Below are 18406 nucleotides of genomic sequence, written 5' to 3'. Positions count from 1 at the left end.
TCCTCGCTTAAAACGGAATCGCTACCCGTAGGGTTATACCATCGGTTTCAATACCGTTTTTCACGCTTAGGTCTTGGCTATATTCACCCTGCAACTGAAAACGTTTGCCGATCCATTGGCTGTACCCTAACGTCAGGGTGTCGGTATCGACATCGCTATTCGCCTGATCAACCCCATCGATATCCACCTCGCCCCCTTTCTGCTTACTGTAACGTCCCCAAATATAGCCTCCTTGGGTCACATCTTGAGAAACGATAGCGCTCATACGGTACATATTGTCACGCCCAAGACTATCACCCGCCGCCAGGTCATTATTGTCGCCGTAGATTTCAACCTCACCGATAAGCTCCATATATAGGCCGTCGCTCAGCCCCTTGGTATAACCGCCCTGAAACACCAGCGTCCAGCGGTTGGCTCCCACATTGACCGCTTTATCACTTTCATACTCACCGGTAGGCAGGTAGACGAACGAAGATAGTCCTAACCACTCTTTATTGTCGTTGTTAGCGATAGGCCACAATGTTGAGCCGATAAAAATATCCCCGATACCCGAACTTTGTTCGCCCTGAATACCCACATCCTGATCAACTACCGGAATGATAATTTGCGGATCGGCAGGCATGCCAAACAGTTCGGTGTAATGAATAAAACGCTGGATGACAGCATTGACCTGCAGATCAGCATCATTGGACACCGTGTCACCATCGACATTGAAATCATCACCGGAGACACTTTGCAGATAAGTGACCGACAAGTTAACGCCTTTCGGCGCGGGAATATAATCCCGAGGGTGGACCGTTTCAGCGATGGCAAAAGCCTGGCCCGACAACAAACTTCCGCACAGCAAAGCGGACACTGACAAAGCCTTATAGTTATTGTTTTTCACGTTTTTTCCTCTGCTACAGTATGACTACAGGCTGACGATACCAATAGAGGCAGACGAAAATCTTGATAAGATTGACGACATTATGTAACAGAAAGTAACAAGCCAAAGACAAATTAATTAATATCCTAACAAAACTCAAATCTTGTTTTATTCAGTAATAGTTTTTATGATGCAGGGATCAAGCATTACTGTTTAATAATAAAAAAAGAGAAACTGTTTTCTATGCCTGATACAAAATCGCGTCTGATCACCCCTGAGCAGCGACTCAGCACCATCCCATTTGAAGCCAGTGAAACCAGCGGCGATCACAGCTTCACCAATATCCGGCTGGAAAACTATGCCCGGCTACCCTATGTCGATCTCAATCTTCCCGGCATGGATCACCATGTAATGATCTATAACTACAATCCGCCGAGTGCAGCGGTGCACTATCACTGTGGTGGACAGCACTATAACGGCATCTGGCAGCGCCAAGCGGTGGCTCTCATTCCCGCGTTTCAAGATAACCAGTGGCTTATTCCTGAATCCAATTCGAGCACCTTGCACATACTGTTCCCCTATACTGCGGTTAGTAAAGTGATACAAGAAAGCTTTGACCTCGACCCTGATACACTAGAACTACAATCACTCTTCGATGCCCAAAGCCCTGTCCTCCAGAGCCTTTCAGAACTGATGTTTCGCGAGATGCAGGATCAGTTTAAAAGCGGCAATCTGTATATGGAGAGCCTCGCAAACGCCGCTATCGTGCACCTTTTGCATAGTTATTCCAATAAAACCATTCAACGTCATGCACACAGCGGAAAGATTAGTCCTCAGGGGTTACAGCTACTGATTCGCTTTATTGACGAGCATCTAAGCCAAAAAATCACCCTCGACCAGATGGCTAGTCAACTGCATATGAGCAGCTACCATTTCTGTCGAGCGTTTAAACTCAGCAGTGGCTATACACCGCATCAGTTTGTCATACTGCGGCGCACCTATGCCGCCCGACAACTACTTATCAGCAGTCAGCAAACGCCGGCACAAATCGCCCAACAGACAGGCTTTAGTGATCAAAGCCATATGAATAAGCAGTTACGGCGGGAGTTCAACATGACCGCGACACAGATCCGCGCTTAAACCCGCCCATATCGCTACTTCTGATGATGTTATACCAAGTATCACTAATGCCATAATGCTAGGGTTTTTATTACCACGCACTGCTTCTTTTTTTACTAAGATTGCGCAATTTTTTACCAGACTCCGTTGTCTCTCAAACACTATTATTGAATCGATATAAATAGTCCATCACTCTATTTAATAATAAAAGAATAATAATATGTGCATGAATATTACTGTTATCGATAAAAATTCGAGTAATCATCTATCTAATTTCCATAAAGAGAATGGCTTCGGCTTTCATATTAATACCTTATTCGATCTACCCTCGCCGGATAATACCGAACAAACCGATGTATTTATTATCGACTGCTCCACTGCACGACATCCAGACTTCTCTCTGACCCGGAAACTGCGTAGTCATAGTCGCAGCGGTATTATCCTCATCGGCAAAAAAAATAACCCTGATGATCTGATTGTGGCATTGGAGATGGGGGCCGATGAATACCTTGCGCAACCGGTCAATTACCGCGAGCTTTCCGCGAGAATTCGCAATCTCGGCCGCTGGTCAAGAATGAGCCTCGAAGGTCCAGACAACACAAACGCTCAAACAGACTCGCAAATCAGTCACTTTGGCGGTTGGCAATTGGATCTAGTGCGGCAGGTGCTCAAATCACCCACGGGGCAGCTAACAAAATTGCCCAAAAATGAGTTCACCCTTCTAACGACCTTACTCAATAACCGGAATCAACTGATGACGCGGGAAGCGCTACTCAACGCACTCTATCATCGGGAATGGCACCCTTCGGATCGCACCATCGATATGCTGATCGGTAAATTACGTAAAAAACTCAATGACTATCAGAAAGAAACCGCATTGATTAACACGGTATATGGGGTAGGTTATATTTTTGCGGCTCAAACCGATGTGGCGCCTAATCCGACACCCGTCCCCGTAACGCCTTAACATGACCTCGTTTGGTTTTGCTATCAACCCGTTTACGTTTGGCTGAGCGACTAGGCTTGGTTGCTTGTCGCGCCTTCTGCACCACCGTGACGGTTTTAATTAACGCCTGTAATCGCTGCAGTGCATCTTCTCGGTTTTTTTCCTGAGTGCGGTACTGCTGGGCTTTAATCACCACGACCCCCTCTTTGGTAATGCGAGAGTCCTTCAGTTGCAGCAAACGTTCTTTGTAAAACTCGGGCAGCGATGAGGCAGCAATATCAAACCGCAGATGAATCGCCGATGAGACTTTATTGACATTCTGGCCGCCGCTGCCCTGAGCGCGGATCGCTGTGAGAACAACTTCATCATCGGGGATCGAGACATTATTAGAGATAACCAGCACTATTGAGTCCATATAAAAGGTTACGGCGTATTGTAACAGAGGCCGTCATTATAAATTAGGCTTACCAATGCCAAGGGTGGCAAAAACACTCGCGTAACCGCGAAGAGAATCAGGCTCCCCATCCACCACTGATCAATCTCTATATCCCCGCAGCCAGCTTAGTCTTTTTCCTCAAGCATGGAAGGTGAAAACAGTTTGTAATTATTGCTGCCCTCCTGTTTTGCTCGATAGAGGGCTAAGTCGGCACACTCCATCAACTGCGCCGCATCGTCAGTATGAGACGGCGCTAACGCGACCCCTAAACTAGTGGTTAGCTGTAATCTTGTGCCGACAATATCCAGCGGTTCAGAGACCGCCTGTATGATCCGCTCGGCCAACTGAATCGCGGTCTGATCCATCTCACCCGACTGATTACCCAGCAGAATAATAAATTCATCGCCCCCTACTCGGCTGACCATATCAACCACCCGCACCGTTTCATTCAAACGGCGGGCAATAGTAATCAACACCTGATCGCCAACCCCGTGACCATAGGTATCATTAATATTTTTGAACAGGTCGAGATCCATAAAGATCAAGCCTAACTGATGGCTCGGGTTGCGCTTGATCACATCGAGTTCATGACGTAAACGCTTGCTCAGCGAGCGGCGATTCGGCAGATCGGTAAGCGAATCGCTCTGTGCCATATGCTCAAGCTGCTCTTCAAACGCCTTACGCTGGCTGATATCAGTGAAGGTGCCGATATAATTTTCGATCTTACCCTCAGCACTACAATAACTGGTGATCGACAACGCCTGCGGATAGAGCGAGCCGTTTTTGCGACGATTCCAAATCTCACCATGCCATTCACCTTCATTATTCAGTGATTCCCACATCGCTTGGTAAAATTCGGGTTCGTGGGTCGAAGAACGAAGAATATTCGGATCGCGCCCCTTCACATCATCGTAAAGATAACCGGTAATCCGGGTAAAAGAGTGATTAACACGAATGATGCGATTATTGGCATCGGTGATCATAATGCCTTCATGGGCCGCATCGACAATGCGTTTACTGATTTCCAAGGCCCGCGCATTTTCACTCAAGGCGATATTCTGCTGGTCTAAATCATGCTGAATATGGCTAAACAACTCGCGGAAACCGCGGGCATAATAGCGCATCATCACGAACGCGATCGCTAATAAAACGGTAATCAACAGCAACAGTGTAATATTACTATCCCGATCGTTAACGCTAATCTGTGCCCGCTGCTCTAATAACAGGTCAAGCGTGGGGTCCGCATACCCCCCGGCTAAAACAATCCAATTCCAGGCGGGAAAAGCACGGGCATAGAGCAGTTGATCGGCATCGGGCTGACCATCACTCTGATACCAGCCACTATGGATAAAGCCATCTTTTTTTACTTTATCAATAAGGTTGGCAATACGGGCACGGTCTGCCGGGTTTTCAAGTTTAGTATAGGGTTGACCCACAAACTGACTCACGCCCTGACCCGCAATCACCTTACCGCTGCGATCAATGACCGTCAGATAACCGTTCTTGCCAAAGCGAATACTCTGCAGATGATCGATCACTTCTTTTTGCAGATCTTGCTGAATCTGCGACACATAATCACCTGCACCGATAAGCCAGTTATACGGTTCAAAACGTGCAATATAGGCGATCTTATTGTCCATGTGATCCCGTTCACCGGGCGGATACCAACGGTAACGCACAAAGCCTTTTCCGGCGGTAGAACGGCTTACTTGCTTGAAACGTCGGATGAAGTAGACGCCCTGATCATCCTGAAAATCCAACATTGAGGTGCCTTCCAGGTCAGGCTGTTCTGGCACCAGTAACGCACGGCCGGTCTGATCACCAACAAACAGGTAACCACGGCCATTAAAAAAACGCACCCCCCGCAACACTTCAAGCAACTGCTTTTTTAGCGCCACATCGGATAAGCGCCGGCGATTTTGCTGGTAAAAACTATTCATCACCTCCAGCGCCTGTAATACCTCCTTTTGCGATTGCGCCATAATGACTTGTTCTGCACTGTTGTAACGGGCATCGATAAAATGAATGGCGTCATTCACCTCGTATTGAAGGCGACGATTGATATGCAGTTGAATGGAGGCTTGGAGTTTATCGAGGTTAGTATGGTTGTACTGTTGGCTGGCAATAAAAAAATAAGCGAAGAAACCTGCTAGCAGGAATACCAGTAACACTGATACTAGCCAAAATAAGTTAAGGCCTGATCGACCCGATACTCTAGTAAAATCCATTACCACCCCGCCAGCTAATACGACTATGTCCTAACTAATTAGCGTACTTAAGCTTATCAGAGAGAGCCTATGGGAGCGATAAATGGAGTACTCAAGATGACAGAAACGAAAAAAAGGCGGCCGAGGCCGCCAAAAAACACCGACATATCCGATACAGATGCCATACCGGAGCGGAGTGCATCCAGTCGTAGAGAATGACTGGTTGCGGTGCGAATCTCCAAACACGATTGGAGATAGAGAAGCGGGGTGGCGAGCCACCCCGGGGATTACATAAGTTATGTTACGTTTGCTTAGCCTGATCAGATCAGAAGAAGCCCAGTGGGTTGATATCGTAGCTAACCAACAGGTTTTTAGTCTGCTGATAATGATCCAACATCATCTTGTGAGTCTCACGACCTACACCGGATTTCTTGTAACCACCGAACGCAGCATGGGCAGGGTAAAGGTGATAACAGTTAGTCCATACTCGACCAGACTGAATACCACGACCCATACGATAAGACACATTCATGTCGCGGGTCCAAACACCAGCCCCTAAACCGAACTCGGTATCATTGGCAATTTCCAAGGCTTCCGCTTCGTCTTTAAAGGTTGTCACCGCGACCACTGGGCCGAAGATCTCTTCTTGGAAGACGCGCATTTTGTTGTGGCCTTTCATCAGCGTAGGCTGCACATAGAAACCCGAGTTAAACTCATCATCGTGTTCATGAACATCACCACCGATCAGGAACTCAGCGCCCTCTTCTTTACCGATTTCCATGTACGACAGGATTTTCTCAAACTGCTGTTGAGATGCCTGAGCACCCACCATGGTTTCGGTATCCAGTGGGTTGCCCCGCTTGATCTGCTTAGAACGCTCAATGACCTTAGCAATGAAGGCATCATAGATGCTCTCTTGCACCAGCAAACGTGATGGGCAGGTACAAACTTCACCCTGGTTAAAGAAGGCCAACACCGCCCCCTCAACCGCTTTATTTACAAATTCATCTTCCTGATCCATAACGTCAGCGAAGAAGACGTTAGGTGACTTACCACCAAGCTCTACGGTCGATGGGATAATATTTTCAGCGGCACACTTAAGAATGTGAGAACCAACCGGCGTTGAACCGGTGAAAGCGATCTTAGCGATACGCGTGCTAGTGGCTAGCGCTTCGCCTGCTTCTTTACCGTAACCATTGACGATGTTCAGCACACCCGGTGGCAACAGATCACCGATCACTTCCATCAGTTTAAGGATAGAGGCTGGGGTTTGTTCTGCTGGCTTCATAACAACACAGTTGCCCGTCACCAGTGCCGGCGCCAATTTCCACGCCGCCATCAGCAGCGGGAAGTTCCAAGGGATGATCTGACCGACAACACCCAGTGGCTCATGAAATTGATAGGAAACAGTATTCTGATCGATCTCACCGATAGAGCCTTCCTGGGCCCGGATACAACCGGCATAGTAACGGAAGTGGTCAACACACAGCGGCACATCGGCAGCCATGGTTTCACGCACGGCTTTACCGTTATCCCAAGTTTCGGCAACCGCCAGTAATTCTAAATTTTGCTCAATACGGTCAGCAATTCTTAGCAGAATATTAGAGCGTTCAGCGACCGATGTTGTACCCCAAGCATCCTTAGCGGCATGGGCGGCATCAAGCGCAAGATTAATATCATCAGCATCGGAGCGTGGAATCTGACAAAACACCTTACCGTTAACAGGTGAAACATTGTCGAAGTATTGCCCATTAACCGGCGCAACCCACTCACCACCAATATAGTTTTCGTAACGTTCTTTAAAGGAAACAACAGAACCCTCGGTTCCTGGCTGTGCGTAAATCATTGTCCATGCCTCTCTTTTTGTTATACACCGCGCTTTCTTTGCGGGTCGTTTGACTACCCATACATAGTAGCTAAGGGTGCGGTTTTTTACCTATGCCTCCTTGGGACTGATAAATTAGTTATTTAGTACTAGTTTTAAAGCCTCTAGCACAAAGTTTATGGCCGGGTTTATTTACGTGTTTCAGGGTGTATACTTAGCGCCCTGTAAGCAAACCCCACAACTAACATGGATTTTAGGTTCTAACTTAAGTAGCACTGCTATTCGCTGCATGAGGAGGGCTGTAATCATCATTAATGGATTAGAGGTTTTTTTGTATGGATGATAGTCACCGCAAAAGGGAGCGGGATGTTCCAGAAGCCTGTCGTTTAATCTCCACCACGTCGCTCTCTGGTAGTATTACCTATGCCAACCAGAACTTTATCGATATCTCGGGTTTTAGTCGCGATGAACTGTTTGGCAAACCCCACAATATTGTCCGACATCCCGACATGCCCGCCGCTGCGTTTGCCGATCTATGGAATAATCTCAAAACAGATAAGCCCTGGTTAGGCGCGATCAAGAACCGCTGTAAAAATGGTGATTTTTACTGGGTGTTAGCGTATGTCACACCACTGTATGACCAAGACGGTATTAAAATTGGCTATCAATCGGTGCGAACCCGACTGCCGGATGATATTAAACAACACGCACAAAACCTCTATAGTCAGATCCGTGCGAACCCAAAGCGCTTATCCCTCGCGCGCCATAGTCTGCGTCATCGACTGCTGGGTACCGTATTTTCAGGTTTAGCCGCATTATCATTAGTAAACATTGTCCCCCTTAGCATGCTCCAACAGCTACTGGTATCCGGTGCTATCACCGCCGCTATCACCGGCCTGTGCTACTGGCAACTTAAACCACTCCAACAGCTTCTTAAACAGTCCAATGCAATCTATGACAACCCGCTGTCACAACAGGTAATCAGCGGCAGCATGGATGAAATTGGCGCCGCCAATATTGCTATCGATCTGCTGCAAGCAAAATTGTCGACCGTCACCGGTCGTGTCGAAGATGCGATATTCACGCTCAGAGAAGTGATGGATATCACCCATGACAGCTTGAGCCAGACCACCTGCGGTATTGATAAGCAAAACATGGAAAGCGATATGCTGGCCTCTGCCAGTACCCAGATGGCATCTTCATCTCAAAATGTGGCTGAAAACACCTCCCGCACATCCGAGGTCACCCATCAAGCCGCCCAAGATGCACAAACGGGCAGAACCATCATCAACGATATGCTGCAAACCATTGAAGTTCTCGCTGAAGAGATCAATCAAGCCTCAAACCAATCGGAACAGCTACATGTCCAAACTGAAGAGATTGGCCATATCACCACGCTGATCAACGATATCACCAGCCAAACGAACCTGTTGGCACTCAATGCTGCGATTGAAGCGGCCAGAGCCGGTGATCATGGGCGTGGTTTTGCGGTGGTGGCCAATGAAGTACGAGAATTAGCCATTCGCACACAGAAAGCGACCGAGCAGATAAAACACAGTATCGGAGCGGTGCAAATGCAGGTTCACAGCACCTCAGAAACCATGAGTAAAACCCATAGTCAGGTGAAAGAAAGCATTAACAAAGCTGAAACCGCAGGACAGGCGTTTGATCAACTGACGCAATCACTGGATCAGATCTCAGATCAAAGCCAACAGATTGCACTGGCCGCCGATGAGCAAAAAGATACAGCCGAGAGCCTTAGCCACAATATTATCTCTATTCGGGATATTTCCGATAATAATAAAGCGTCGATTACCAATACCAATGAGACAATTGATAACCTAGCCCGACTGGTCTCCGACCTGTCACAAATCGTTAACCATAAAATGAATCAGCGGCGTTAATCAATCAGGCGCTGAGATTGCCTGTCAACAATAAGGCTGCCAGCGTCCACATCATAATGCACACCGAGCCATCCAGAATGCGCCAACTGATGGGTTTGCGAAACAGAGGTGCCAGCCAGCGCGCGCCCAAACTGAGGGCAAAAAACCAAATAAAGGAGAACAATGCTGCGCCGGCACCAAACCAATACCGTTCCTGTTCAACATAGCGCCCACCGATACTGCCCAGTAATACCACCGTATCTAAATAGACGTGGGGGTTCAGCAGGCTCAGCGCCAATGTCGCCAACAATGCCGAACGGAGATTGGCAAACTGATTCACCGACACCTTGAGCGACTCACTGCGCAGTGCAGAGCGTAATGCATTCGCCCCATACCACAACAGAAATGCCCCACCCGCCCAGGTAATGAACTGTAACAACAACGCCGATTGACTAATCAAGATCCCCATCCCGGAGATCCCGGCCATTATCAATATCGCATCAAGCAAACTACACAGCCCTGCGATCGGCCAATGATATTCCCGCCGCACGCCCTGACTAAGCACAAATGCATTCTGCGCACCAATCGCCATAATTAATCCAGCGCTCGTCGCTAAACCGGTCATAAAGGGGGCAGGAATGGATAACAACATAACAATTTTCAGTCCGAAATAAGTTTACGAAACAAGGATCGGCACAGCGTAAGCATTCGACACAGGTAAGTAAAACTAATAATATTTATATTTCATTAGAATTTCTAATGCCGCCATATGGCCCTCATCCTCACCTAATCATGCGAGATGCTATGTTTGATTATCGCCAGCTTCAGGCGCTAGCCACGGTTATTGAAGAGCAAAGCTTTGATCGCGCCGCCAAACGACTGTTTCTCACCCAGTCCGCAATCTCCCAACGCATCAAACAATTGGAAGAGGCCGCCGGATTACTCTTGTTAGTGCGAAGCCAACCATTACGACTCACCGATGCTGGGCAACAGCTACAACGCCATTATCATCAGGTCAGCCTATTGCAGAATGAGTTATTAGCAAACCTACACAATGCCCAGCAAGATGGCTTTACCCGGCTGACCATCGGCCTTAATGCTGATTCTCTTGCGACCTGGTTTATGGATGCCCTGCAACCGGTGATGGAGCAAAGCCCCATCCTGCTGGACTTGCGAGTAGATGATCAGGATCAAACCCATTTACTGCTACGCCAAGGCGATGTGCAAGGCTGTATCAGCGCCAGCAGTAAACCACTACAGGGCAGTAGCGCGGTGCTGCTAGGGGTGAGTCGCTATCTCGCATTGGCCAGCCCTGCTTATATTGAGCGGTACTTTGCAGAGGGTGTCAGCAGCGAAACCTTAGCAAAAGCTCCGGCGGTTGAATACAACGAAAAAGATGCTCTGCAGAATCGTTTTATCAGTCAATATTACCCGGATACCTTGGATTACCAACGTCACCGGGTGCCCTCTTCCGAAGCCTTTAGCGAACTCATCAAGCGGGGTTTTGCTTGGGGCATGGTGCCCGATTTACAGATGCAATCACTGTTAGACGCCGGTGCTGTAACAGAGATTTCCCCAGGTAATGTTCTCGAAGTACCGTTGTACTGGCACAGTTGGAACTTGGCCAGCCAAACCAGCCAGCAACTTACCGAGCAACTGATCAGTTACTGCCAATTACACCTGCAGCAATCGCTTACGTCGCCTCAATGCTAATACGGTTACGGCCATTGGCCTTAGCATGATATAAACGCTGGTCAGCACAGGAGAGCAGTTCGGTCGCCTTTTGAAAGTGCTCACTATATTCCGCGACACCGATAGAACAGGTCAGCGTCACCTGTTGACCATCATCGAGGGAGATCGATAACGCCTCAACATGCTGACGTAGCCGTTCAGCAAACACCGCGGCACTGTCGAGCGCGGTATCGGGCAAGAGAATGGTAAACTCTTCGCCACCGATACGCCCACACATATCATTTTCACGCAGTGATAGGCTAATGGCCTGTGCCACCGCTTTAAGCACCTGATCACCGGCATCATGGCCATATTGGTCGTTAATCTTTTTAAAGAAATCGAGATCCAACATGCACAGGCTAAAGGGCCGTCCATAGCGTTTAGCACGCTGAAACTCGGTTTCTAGATCATCAAACAACTTACGACGATTGTTTAAACCGGTGAGCTCATCGGTATTCGCCATTCTTTTGAGAGTCGCTTCCGCCTGAAACTCCTCGACCAAAAGACTGATAAAAGAGGACATGCTTTCCGTCAATTCAAGGTCGGCACGCGATGGTTTAGAAACAAACTGATGATAGATACTAAAGATTCCGATCAGTCGTCTTTTGCGACCAAAAATCGGCTCCGACCAGCAGCTACGAAGATTACACTCCAATGCAACCTGCTTAAAGTCAGCCCAAAATGGGTGTGTTTCAATATCTTCGACCACCACCCGCTCACGCCGGAAGGCCGCCGTACCACAGGAACCCACCCCCTCGCCGATCTGCAGTCCATCAATCATCTTAAAATAACTGTCCGGCAAGGAAGGTGCGGCACCGCGAGATAAGTATTGTCCAGAATCATCCAACAACAATACGGAACAGAGTGCTCCGGGGGTTTGGGTTTCTATACCCTTGACCAACAGATCCAACACATAACTCAGTGACTCACCCTGTAGGGTCGCCTCCATCGCGTGACTACGTAACCTATCGAGTAATTCTGATTGGCGCTGCTCGGTTATATCCACCCCGGCACACAACACCCCGACAACTTGACCAGCCTCATCAAAGCGCAGCCGGTTACGCCACGTGATCAACCGTAACTCGCCATCACGCCCCCGCACTTTACTCTCACTTTTATAGAATCCGGAGATCGGGCACTCGCGATTAAACAACGCCTCAAAACTCTTGCGCTCCTCCTCATAATCAACCAGCATCTGACTAGCGAACCAGTTTTTCCCCAACAAGTTAGCGATATTGATACCCAACACCTCGCTACCTTTACGGTTAATCATCTGGATTTCACCCTGAGGGTTAAGCAGCAGCATAATGGTTTCAACCGTATCGAGATAACTCTGCGCACGGTCCCGCTCAAGTAAAATCTGGCGGTGTGTTTTGGCTAACCAGAACAGAATAAAAACCAGTAACAGGGTTAACAGCAAACCGAAAATTAGCACCCATTGCGCCGCGCTCTGCTTATGCTCCGGTTGCAGCCGGTCATTCCATACTTCCAACAACCAATTACGCCCCATCACGCTGAATTCAGAACGATAGGAAATTGCCGGAGTTTCAACACTCGACGGTGCCGTCGTCGCAACCTCACCGAGCTCGCCGTCGGTGACATCATACAACCGCATCATCGCCTCTGAATCGATCGATGATACGTTCTCTAATAAAACCTGTGGTTGAATCAGCGCGAGGACATAACCTCTCAATCGGCCAGACGCTAACGGTGCTTCATCGTAAACCGGACGATAATAACTCAGCGATAACACATTAGAGAGATCTGAAAACAGATAGAAAGGGTCTGTCCCTAAGTAGCGCTCATGACTATAGGCCAAGGCATCAATAACCTCTGCGTTAACATCTCGAGAATAGGTGTTAAAACCGATGGTGACGTGGCTTCGTTCTAGCGGCTCGGAATATAAAATAGGGTAATACTCATCCCCTAAGGGGGCCCGATAGACACTATTATCGGCGGCATTCAGCGCAGTGATTCCGTCAGGAAAGCCTTCATAAGCTAAGGTTTGTTCGAATGCGGCCCTATCATTGCCGCGAATATAAGGCACCCAGTGAATAGCCCACAGCTCCGGATGATTGCGAATAATGGGCCGGGTCAATACCGCGAATGACTCACGATTAAGGTTATTCGTTTGGGAAACAAAATTGCCCACAGTGTCAAGTAACTCAACCGTACGACTAATATCGTTTTGTAATTTTAGCCGCTGCTCAACCCCCGCTCTAACCACTTCGGCCTGTAAAACATCACTCTCAATCGACGCACTGTATTGGTAGGTAATGATGCTAAGCAAGGCACAGATAATGCCTGCGACCAGCATCAGTAATTTGCTTCGATTGAGAAAAAACTTCTTCATCCCAGCTAACATAGTTTAAGCCCACATGAGCGACGTCAGACAGCAACTTAACGCCATGTATTTTTGGATTGCGCGACACTCTCCACGCTTAACTTTATCCTGACACTGAGATGCACTTTTAACAAGCAAAAACCATGATGTATAGCATAACCTTGCACATCAAACAGGCAGAGTAAATGCTGAACTTAAAGGCACTATGACAATCTCATCAGCACCGCGTTATCAATCAACTCGGAATGCACAACACAACATGCTCATCATGACCGCCTTGGCTAAATTATTTGCCCTATCCCTTGACCCCACCGCTGAATAAACCGATAGTCTGCACCCATTATTCCCATCTGATCAGGACGCTGTTTTGCTAAGTTATCGACACTCTTTCCATGCAGGCAACTTTGCCGACCTTCTCAAGCACATTGTGCTCACAGAGATACTCGAACACCTGATAAAAAAAGATAAGCCATTTGACTATATCGATACCCATGCAGGGGCGGGATTATATGACCTGCGATCAGAGCATGCTGAAAAGCTGGGCGAGTACAGCAACGGAATTGGCAAACTCACAGCGTCGGATTGGCCTAGCCTTAGCGCTTACTTTGCTGCAATCAACGCCTGTAACCCAAATGGGCCGTTACGTTTTTATCCCGGCTCGCCATTAATCGCAAGCCATTTTATGCGCCCCCAAGACAAAGCGACACTGTACGAGCTACATCCCACCGATTTTAATCTGCTAAGCAAAAATACCCGTGCTAATCGGCGTATCAAGGTGTTAAATCAGGACAGTCTCGCGGGCCTACTCTCCTTGCTTCCGCCTGCATCACGCCGGGCGCTGATACTGATGGATCCCTCTTATGAGATGAAGAGCGATTATGATCAGGTGTTCAAAACCCTGAAACACGCCCACAAGAAATTCGCTACCGGTACTTATGCGCTTTGGTATCCGGTGGTGGAACGTCACCGCATCCGGAAACTGGAAAAATTGTTTATCAACAGTGGTATTCGCAATATTCAACGCTTTGAGTTAGGGCTAGAGCCTGACTCTCAAGAACATGGCATGACCGCTTCAGGCATGATTGTGATTAATCCGCCTTGGACGCTGTTCACATCCATGAAATCGTTACTGCCAGAACTCGCAGACGCACTCGATGAGGGCAAAGGAGCATTTTCTAGCTGCGATATTCTGGTCCCCGAATAAAGCGCTCGATTGAGCAGCATACGCTCATGGAAAAAATCGTAGCATCGCCAGCAGCGATCCTACGCGATGGCAAGACAAACAAAAAAAGGCCGATGCGCAAGCATCGGCCTTTTTAGTTAAGGCGTTTGCGATTAAGACTTAGGTAGCTTGAAGGTCCACACAGAACCACCTTGGTTCAGATGTTTAACTCGCTTAGCCACTTCACCGCCCCACAGTGGTACTGCACCACCCCAGCCAGAGACAACAGATAGGAACTGTTCGCCATCCTGTTTCCAAGTAATCGGTGAACCGACAATACCGGAACCGGTGTTGAACTGATATTTCAGCTCCCCTGTTTTAGCATCAAAGCCTTTCAGATAGCCTTCTGGCGTACCGATGAAGACCAAGTTACCCGCCGTTGTCAGCACACCACCCCAAAGCGGCGCATAGTTCTGATAACGCCAAACTTCTTTACCGGTTTTCGGATCCATTGCCCGAAGTACACCGATATGAGACTCTTTCAACGGTTTAATGGTAAAGCCGGCACCTAAATAGGCCGCGCCTTTCTTATACGCAGTCGGCTCATTCCAGATGTCCATTGCCCATTCGTTAGACGGCACATAGAACAACTCTGTCTGCTGACTATAGGCCATCGGCATCCAGTTCTTACCCCCTAAGAAAGCAGGAACAGCACGGACGACAGAGCCTTTTTTGCCATCTTTATCGGCAGTTGGATTACCCGGACGATAGTTATCGTCATACACTGGACGGCCCTTCTGATCGAGCCCTTTAGCCCAAGTGATCTCGTCAACAAAGGGGAAGCCACGAATAAAGTCACCGTTGGTACGGTTTAAGACATACATAAAGCCATTACGGTCAGCGGTTGCCGCTGCTTTAACGGTTTTACCGCCCTCTTTATAGTCAAACGAAATCAGTTCGTTGACCCCATCGTAATCCCAACCGTCATGAGGTGTGGTCTGGAAATGCCAGACAATTTTGCCGGTATCAGGATCGATCGCCAAACGTGAAGAGGAGAACAGGTTATCACCTGGACGCATATGTGAGTTCCACGGTGCAGGGTTACCCGTTCCGATAAACATCAAGTTGGTTTCAGGATCGTAGGTGCCACCTAGCCATGTGGCTGCGCCACCACTCTTCCAAAGATCGCCAGGCCAAGTTTGACCCGCTTTACCACCGGAAATACCGTTTTCGATTTTCTTACCATCTTTCCAGATGTAGCCCATATGACCTTCAACGGTCGGACGGCTCCAGAGAATCTTACCGGTCTTGGCATCGTACGCTTCCGCTTTACCGACGATACCGAACTCACCACCAGACACACCGGTGATCACTTTGCCATTAACAATCATAGGCGCAGCGGTAATCGAGTAGCCTTCTTTGTAGTCGGCGACGGTTTTTTTCCACTTCACCTTACCGGTCTTAGCGTCTAACGCCACCAGTTTGGCATCCAGTGTTCCAAAGATCACCAGATTTTCATACAGGGCAACACCCCGGTTTATGACGTCACAGCATGGCATGATGCCATCGGGTAGACGGGCATTGTATTCCCACAACTCATCGCCGGTTTTGGTGTCGACGGCAAATACCCGAGAATAAGACGCGGTGACATACATCACACCATCTTTAACCATCGGCTGGGATTCTTGCCCCCGCTGCTTCTCTCCACCAAAAGAGAAAGACCAAACCGGACGCATATCTTTCACAGTATCCGTATTGATCATATCCAACGGACTATAGCGCTGTCCGCGCGGGCCCAAACCGTTGGATACTACATCTTCGACTGTCGTTTGATCTTGCATAATGTCTTTATCGGTGACTGTCGCCTGACTCAGGCCCGATACCGACATTGCTGCTACCAGCGCTGTTACAGCAAAACTGCCGCTGAACTTCTTCATTGCAATGCTCCTTAATTAAGGATGTTCTTATTTTCGACTCTCAACAAGGCTGAGCAATAAGCCCCAGACTTGCTGTCTATTTTGTAAATTTGCACCTTTCCCAACAATTAACCGGGAGAATGAGTTTTATACTTACTTAGTAGTAATACCTGCTTTAACACGATGGTCCAGTCACTCAGCTGTTGATCACCGAGAGAAAACCGCGCCGTTCAAACTCTTCTAATACATCGAGTACATCGAACTCTGAGACATTATTTAAATCGGAAAAACTCGCCAGCGAACGGGCGATCTGAGCGGCACTGCAAATACCATCGCAGGCCTGCAGCGTTATCAATGTCAGCTGGTCGGGAAAAACCAATTGTTGCGGCGCTTTAAGCACCCAGCGATTATGTTGGCCGTCAAAATAGAGCTGACAGTCCGCCTTTAGCACCGGCGTCAGCTCAGGCATTGCAGTAATCATGACAGAGCTCCCTTCTTCTGATGAACCTTTCTGAAACACCTTTAACCTCTGCAATACAGCCCACAGCGGTGGACGTCATCTGAATGTCAGCTACAAGACAGCCGGTTAAACGAGTTACTGGGCAACATCCTGGTATAACCCGGGTAACTCATAACGCAGCTTATAATCGGCATATATTTTTTCAATTTCACCTTGGCGAATCAGCTTTTCCACCACCACATCGACCTCATTACCGAGTTGTCGATAACGTTGTGACACCGCCATACCGATATCCCACTGCTGCTTACCCATCGAGGGGAAACCATTCTCAGCTAGCTGGTAACGGGGATTAGCATGTCGACCGATCTGCCACTCGACTTCCCCGCGCATACCCATCACGGCATCCACTTTGCCAGCCAACATCGCCGCGAAAGCCTCACTATTATTGAAATAATGGATTGTGTTCTTACGCATCCGACCACCAAAAGCGGAAGTAAGATAAAAATCGGGCAAACTATCAATTTCAACCCCCACCGGGTGATACTGAAATACCGCAACGGTCGCTACCCGTTTGAGCTTTTCACTATCAAAGGCAACCTGCCAACGCTCGCGCTGATAGGGACCAAATAACACCACTTGATCATTAATCAGTAGCCCTTCAGCGTCGCGTTTAAAGGCATACTCCCGATCATAGGGAACACGCATCATCACATCGGCCAAGTGTTTCATTGCTAAGGGGTTTTCATCATCTTTATCGAGGTAATGCCCTTTCCAGACATTATTGCGCAGGTCATCTTCCAGATTTTCATCCGGGGTAATCCAATGCACCTCCATTTTCAGATCAAAGGCTTTCGCGATGCGCCGACCAATCTCGATATCCACGCCGGCAGGCTCGCCTTGTTCATCGAGAAATGAATACGGCGGAAAATCTTTGTAAGCGCCAATGTAAATAACACCACTGGCGATCACATCATCGAAATACCGCGCCTGAGCCGTACCGGTCCAACTCAGGGCAAATACAGCTAACAGGGCAAGTAAGCGCATCAGCGGCTCCTTTTATTCAGTGGTTGCAACAGTTTCTAACCAAGCACGAATCGCCCACAGCGCTTCCTGATTCAGGTAATCCGCCATCTTCGGCATATAAACCCGACCATCTCGTACAGCACCGTTAATGACGCGATATTTAAACCATTCATCACCTTCAATACCGGGCTCTAAATAACGCAGATCTGGTGCGATACCGCCGGAAATAGCTTCGAGTCCATGACACCGGGCACAGTTTTGAGTGTAAGCTGAAAAGCCAATCTCAACGGCGACCGCATGATTTTCATAATCTTCGCCATAAGGGTTTTCATCCAACCATTCTTCACCTAACGATTTAAGTTCGTGGGTATCGACTGACTGCGGCGTCACATCACCGTGAGCCATCACTTGAACCGATAGCAGCATAGAAAGAGTACCCGCAGCGACAGCGCCCAGAGTTTTAGTTGGCATTTTCATTAACATCACCAG

General features: G+C 48.3%; 15 protein-coding genes. 5 read left to right on the top strand and 10 right to left on the bottom strand.

Going from position 1 to position 18406, the window contains the following annotated elements:
• Positions 1 to 7: 7 nt before the first annotated feature.
• Complete coding sequence (locus tag AC0L4K_RS07555; protein WP_473268822.1) at positions 8 to 886, bottom strand: transporter; 879 nt, start codon at positions 884 to 886, stop codon at positions 8 to 10.
• 222 nt (positions 887 to 1108) lie between these two features.
• On the opposite strand from AC0L4K_RS07555, the gene AC0L4K_RS07550 reads away from it, so the two are divergent.
• Complete coding sequence (locus tag AC0L4K_RS07550; RefSeq protein WP_417225608.1) at positions 1109 to 2005, top strand: helix-turn-helix domain-containing protein; 897 nt, start codon at positions 1109 to 1111, stop codon at positions 2003 to 2005.
• A gap of 205 nt (positions 2006 to 2210) precedes the next feature.
• Positions 2211 to 2951 carry a winged helix-turn-helix domain-containing protein gene (locus tag AC0L4K_RS07545; RefSeq protein WP_417225606.1) on the top strand — a complete coding sequence of 247 codons (741 nt, stop codon included), beginning with the start codon at positions 2211 to 2213 and terminating at the stop codon, positions 2949 to 2951.
• Here AC0L4K_RS07545 and arfB read toward each other — a convergent pair.
• The 3 genes from arfB to exaC form a co-directional block, all read right to left on the bottom strand.
• On the bottom strand, positions 2920 to 3333 hold the full coding sequence (gene arfB, locus AC0L4K_RS07540) for an alternative ribosome rescue aminoacyl-tRNA hydrolase ArfB (RefSeq protein ID WP_417225604.1): 414 nt from the start codon (positions 3331 to 3333) through the stop codon (positions 2920 to 2922). The genes AC0L4K_RS07545 and arfB overlap by 32 nt on opposite strands.
• A gap of 158 nt (positions 3334 to 3491) precedes the next feature.
• Positions 3492 to 5594: a sensor domain-containing diguanylate cyclase gene (locus AC0L4K_RS07535; protein ID WP_473268818.1), complete on the bottom strand. Its 2103-nt coding sequence runs from the start codon at positions 5592 to 5594 to the stop codon at positions 3492 to 3494.
• A 304-nt stretch (positions 5595 to 5898) separates the two neighbouring features.
• Positions 5899 to 7419, bottom strand: a complete 1521-nt coding sequence (gene exaC / locus AC0L4K_RS07530; protein WP_417225600.1) for an acetaldehyde dehydrogenase ExaC — start codon at positions 7417 to 7419, stop codon at positions 5899 to 5901.
• A gap of 314 nt (positions 7420 to 7733) precedes the next feature.
• Between exaC and AC0L4K_RS07525 the strand changes: the two genes are divergently transcribed.
• Positions 7734 to 9302: a methyl-accepting chemotaxis protein gene (locus tag AC0L4K_RS07525; RefSeq protein WP_473268815.1), complete on the top strand. Its 1569-nt coding sequence runs from the start codon at positions 7734 to 7736 to the stop codon at positions 9300 to 9302.
• A gap of 4 nt (positions 9303 to 9306) precedes the next feature.
• On the opposite strand, the gene AC0L4K_RS07520 is transcribed toward AC0L4K_RS07525, so the two are convergent.
• Positions 9307 to 9933, bottom strand: coding sequence for a LysE/ArgO family amino acid transporter (locus AC0L4K_RS07520; protein ID WP_417225596.1), 627 nt, complete (start codon positions 9931 to 9933; stop codon positions 9307 to 9309).
• Positions 9934 to 10085: 152 nt separating this feature from the next.
• On the opposite strand from AC0L4K_RS07520, the gene AC0L4K_RS07515 reads away from it, so the two are divergent.
• The gene (locus tag AC0L4K_RS07515; protein WP_473268813.1) at positions 10086 to 10994 is read left to right on the top strand and encodes a LysR family transcriptional regulator ArgP; all 909 of its coding nucleotides are present in this window, start codon (positions 10086 to 10088) and stop codon (positions 10992 to 10994) included.
• On the opposite strand, the gene AC0L4K_RS07510 is transcribed toward AC0L4K_RS07515, so the two are convergent.
• Positions 10975 to 13365 carry a sensor domain-containing diguanylate cyclase gene (locus AC0L4K_RS07510; protein WP_473268812.1) on the bottom strand — a complete coding sequence of 797 codons (2391 nt, stop codon included), beginning with the start codon at positions 13363 to 13365 and terminating at the stop codon, positions 10975 to 10977. The genes AC0L4K_RS07515 and AC0L4K_RS07510 overlap by 20 nt on opposite strands.
• 358 nt (positions 13366 to 13723) lie before the next feature.
• Here AC0L4K_RS07510 and AC0L4K_RS07505 point away from each other — a divergent pair, with 358 nt between their 5' ends.
• Complete coding sequence (locus tag AC0L4K_RS07505; protein ID WP_417225590.1) at positions 13724 to 14560, top strand: 23S rRNA (adenine(2030)-N(6))-methyltransferase RlmJ; 837 nt, start codon at positions 13724 to 13726, stop codon at positions 14558 to 14560.
• A gap of 131 nt (positions 14561 to 14691) precedes the next feature.
• Here the strand turns inward: AC0L4K_RS07505 and AC0L4K_RS07500 are convergent, their stop codons facing one another.
• From AC0L4K_RS07500 to pedF, 4 genes are all read right to left on the bottom strand, one after another.
• Positions 14692 to 16455, bottom strand: a complete 1764-nt coding sequence (locus tag AC0L4K_RS07500; protein WP_417225588.1) for a PQQ-dependent methanol/ethanol family dehydrogenase — start codon at positions 16453 to 16455, stop codon at positions 14692 to 14694.
• 175 nt (positions 16456 to 16630) lie between these two features.
• Complete coding sequence (locus AC0L4K_RS07495) at positions 16631 to 16915, bottom strand: hypothetical protein (protein WP_417225586.1); 285 nt, start codon at positions 16913 to 16915, stop codon at positions 16631 to 16633.
• Between the two features lie 114 nt (positions 16916 to 17029).
• Positions 17030 to 17938, bottom strand: a complete 909-nt coding sequence (locus AC0L4K_RS07490) for a substrate-binding periplasmic protein (RefSeq protein ID WP_473268811.1) — start codon at positions 17936 to 17938, stop codon at positions 17030 to 17032.
• 12 nt (positions 17939 to 17950) lie between these two features.
• Positions 17951 to 18394 carry a cytochrome c-550 PedF gene (gene pedF, locus AC0L4K_RS07485; protein ID WP_417225582.1) on the bottom strand — a complete coding sequence of 148 codons (444 nt, stop codon included), beginning with the start codon at positions 18392 to 18394 and terminating at the stop codon, positions 17951 to 17953.
• Between the last annotated feature and the right edge of the window lie 12 nt (positions 18395 to 18406).

The organism is Amphritea sp. GJ51-11, assembly GCF_055808735.1.
This window is presented reverse-complemented; position numbering and strand designations above follow the sequence as displayed.

Bases quoted from the DNA above. Each gene is read 5' to 3' on its own strand.
- AC0L4K_RS07550 (WP_417225608.1), top strand. From the start codon at position 1,109: ATGCCTGATACAAAATCGCGTCTGATCACCCCTGAGCAGCGACTCAGC.
- AC0L4K_RS07545 (WP_417225606.1), top strand. From the start codon at position 2,211: ATGAATATTACTGTTATCGATAAAAATTCGAGTAATCATCTATCTAAT.
- AC0L4K_RS07535 (WP_473268818.1), bottom strand. From the start codon at position 5,594: ATGGATTTTACTAGAGTATCGGGTCGATCAGGCCTTAACTTATTTTGG.
- exaC (WP_417225600.1), bottom strand. From the start codon at position 7,419: ATGATTTACGCACAGCCAGGAACCGAGGGTTCTGTTGTTTCCTTTAAA.
- AC0L4K_RS07525 (WP_473268815.1), top strand. From the start codon at position 7,734: ATGGATGATAGTCACCGCAAAAGGGAGCGGGATGTTCCAGAAGCCTGT.
- AC0L4K_RS07520 (WP_417225596.1), bottom strand. From the start codon at position 9,933: ATGTTGTTATCCATTCCTGCCCCCTTTATGACCGGTTTAGCGACGAGC.
- AC0L4K_RS07515 (WP_473268813.1), top strand. From the start codon at position 10,086: ATGTTTGATTATCGCCAGCTTCAGGCGCTAGCCACGGTTATTGAAGAG.
- AC0L4K_RS07510 (WP_473268812.1), bottom strand. From the start codon at position 13,365: ATGAAGAAGTTTTTTCTCAATCGAAGCAAATTACTGATGCTGGTCGCA.
- AC0L4K_RS07500 (WP_417225588.1), bottom strand. From the start codon at position 16,455: ATGAAGAAGTTCAGCGGCAGTTTTGCTGTAACAGCGCTGGTAGCAGCA.
- AC0L4K_RS07495 (WP_417225586.1), bottom strand. From the start codon at position 16,915: ATGATTACTGCAATGCCTGAGCTGACGCCGGTGCTAAAGGCGGACTGT.
- AC0L4K_RS07490 (WP_473268811.1), bottom strand. From the start codon at position 17,938: ATGCGCTTACTTGCCCTGTTAGCTGTATTTGCCCTGAGTTGGACCGGT.
- pedF (WP_417225582.1), bottom strand. From the start codon at position 18,394: ATGAAAATGCCAACTAAAACTCTGGGCGCTGTCGCTGCGGGTACTCTT.